The organism is Prevotella corporis DSM 18810 = JCM 8529, assembly GCF_000430525.1.
Classification (GTDB): domain Bacteria; phylum Bacteroidota; class Bacteroidia; order Bacteroidales; family Bacteroidaceae; genus Prevotella; species Prevotella corporis.
This window is the reverse complement of the sequence record NZ_KE387162.1, coordinates 1-2,512: the sequence shown is the minus strand read 5'-3', so window position 1 is coordinate 2,512 and position 2,512 is coordinate 1. Positions and strand designations below refer to the sequence as shown.

Annotated in this window: 3 protein-coding genes; all 3 read right to left on the bottom strand. The window is 43.1% G+C overall.

What is annotated here, in order from left to right:
• On the bottom strand, positions 1-274 hold a 274-nt coding region (locus tag H515_RS13670; protein ID WP_081410180.1), incomplete at its 3' end, for a helix-turn-helix domain-containing protein.
• Between the two features lie 464 nt (positions 275-738).
• Positions 739-2,016 (bottom strand): site-specific integrase, encoded by a 1,278-nt coding sequence (locus H515_RS0112695; RefSeq protein ID WP_028902045.1) that lies wholly within the window; start codon positions 2,014-2,016, stop codon positions 739-741.
• Between the two features lie 51 nt (positions 2,017-2,067).
• A partial coding sequence (locus tag H515_RS0112690) for a site-specific integrase (protein WP_028902044.1) occupies positions 2,068-2,512 on the bottom strand: 445 nt, incomplete at its 5' end.

The window sequence follows — 2,512 nt, the reverse complement described above, 5'->3', positions numbered from 1 at the left end:
TTCCATAAGTCTCTTCGTCAAACACGTCTATGCCCAGTCGGATAAATGGGGGTGGTATTTCTCTTCTTCTCCTTGCAATAGATGCAAGCAGATCACTCTCATCCATTTCCAAAACTTTGGCATAGCTGCAAATTTGTACTATACTCATGGATACGGCTCCTGTTTCCCATCTTGAGATGGTACTTGAGCTAACTTTCAGTTTTTCAGCGATATACTCCTGTGAGTATCCTTCATGTTCTCGCTTTTCCTTTAGGGTTTTGTGCAACTGTTTCATATGTATAAAGTTACAAAAGCACCTAAATTTGAGCAACCCGCCACATTCAAATGTTTGCATCCCATGCAAGGTGGCTTGCATTAGGTGCAGATGAATATGATGGGCGATGTCAACATGGGATGATTTAATTGGTTTGTTTTCTAGAATTCATAAACGAAAATACATTGTAATAACAATCATTCCAGAACAAAATCAAATAATTTTGAGAAAATCCCTCCAGTGCAAGGTGCAAGTCCCCTTATATATAGGGGCTTGCACCTTGCACTGGAAAGTGTAGCAGTAAAATATCTAAATATTTATGGTACAAAGATTTGGAGGTTAGTACAATTTTATATACTTTTGTACCCAAGAAAAGAGAGCAGTTGTGCTTTCAACAGGTAGTCAGAATGGTAGTCATCAAGCGGTCAAAATACTGCTACAAAAATGCTACACTACCGATTTGTCAAAATTGATAGAACATTTAATTACAACGAGTTAGCAGAGTTTGGTTCATAAACCTCTCTCTCCGAAGTTTCTTTTTCTTTTGCCGATTGCTTGGCAATGAGCCTGTCCATATCCTCTGATATCTTTTTGTCCGTCACCTGCGCATAAACTTGAGTGCTTGATATGGAGGCATGCCCCATCATCTTGGCTATGCTCTCAATAGGTATTCCTGCGCTTAGGCTCATCGTGCCGAATGTATGTCTTGCCATGTGGAAGGAAAGTCTTTGGCGGATACCGCAAGCCTTTCCCACGATGCTCAGTTTGGTATCCATGACACTACGGCTGCAATTACGGTGAAAGACAAGGTGGTCATCTTTTTCTTTCACCGTCTGCTGTTCCTCGCTTCTTTCCTGCTCTTTCTGACAATGACTGATGATGGCTTCCGCTATGGGATGTAACGGCACGATGAACTCAACCTTGGTCTTCTGACGTTCCTTTCTTATATACATCTGTCCATCCGCTGTCGTTTGGATATGCTTGTATTCCAAATTCTCCATATCTGAAATAGCCAAGCCTGTGAAGCAGGAAAAGACAAACATCAGTCTTGCCAGCTCCGCTTCTCTGTCGTTCATCTTCATTAACATCAGTTTCATTACATCGCTCTTTTGCAAAAAGCGTATCTTCTTTTCCTCTTTCTCATACTTGGCATTCTCAAACGGATTGCAGCGGATAATTCTCTTGCTGACCGCACGGAACATTAGTCGGCTCAGCCAGCAGAGGTTGCTGTTGACGGTAGATGCTTTCAGTCCACGCTTTTTGAGAAAGAAGCGGTATTCCTCGAACAAGTCCTCTGTAATGGCTCCGATGGGTATATCCTGCACTCCTTTGTTTTCGACAAATTCACGGAGATTTCTGTCAGAATAGAACAGATTCAGATAAGTTCCCTCTGCCCTTGACTTGCCTACGCTCTCCTTGACGGATTGCAATTCTGCCTTACTCATGGCAAGGAGCGTTGTCGGATTAGTGGCAATGCCTTGTAAGCGGTTCTTGATAAGTTCCACACTTACCACTCCATCCATTACAAGAATGTCCCGATAGGTCTTTTCCACCAAATCTCTGAACTCAATGATTCTTTGGTTTGTTTTCTTGTTGGTTGTCAACCCCTGCTTGGTGTTCCACTCGGAGAATTTACACTCTTCTCCTGTGGTAATGGCTGCGTTCTTTCCGTCGATGGTGATACGGCAGAGAATGGCGGTATTGCCGTCTGCCTTTGTCTTCTGTCTGTTGATATAGAACAGTATCTTGAATGTACTTCTCATTGTCTTGGTGGTTTTGAATAATGAATAATGATAAGATAGAAAAAATAGGAATTAGATTATTAACTGCATATCTTCAGTGAAAGAAAGGAAACGATCAAATTCCTCAAAGAGTTTCTGCGGTGTTACCTTTGCATAACGCTCGGTCATGCTCACGTTGGAATGCCCCAGCATCTTACTAACGGTCTCAATGGGTACACCCTGTTCAAGCGTGATGAGCGTGGCAAATGTGTGCCTTGCCGTATGTGTGGTAAAAGGAAACGAGATGCCTGCACGAAGCCGCAGGGCTTTCAAATAAGATTGGTAAGTGGTATATCCCATGAAAGGGAGCAATGTTTCCCTTTCATCGCTGTGGAGCTTCTCCATCAGCCGTATGGCTTCGGGTAACAGTTTGACACGGCAAGGCACACTTGTCTTCTGACGGTTGAACTTCAGCCAAAGGCTACCCTCGTCATCACGCACAAGATGGGACTTGTCCAGTTCCATCAAATCACAATAC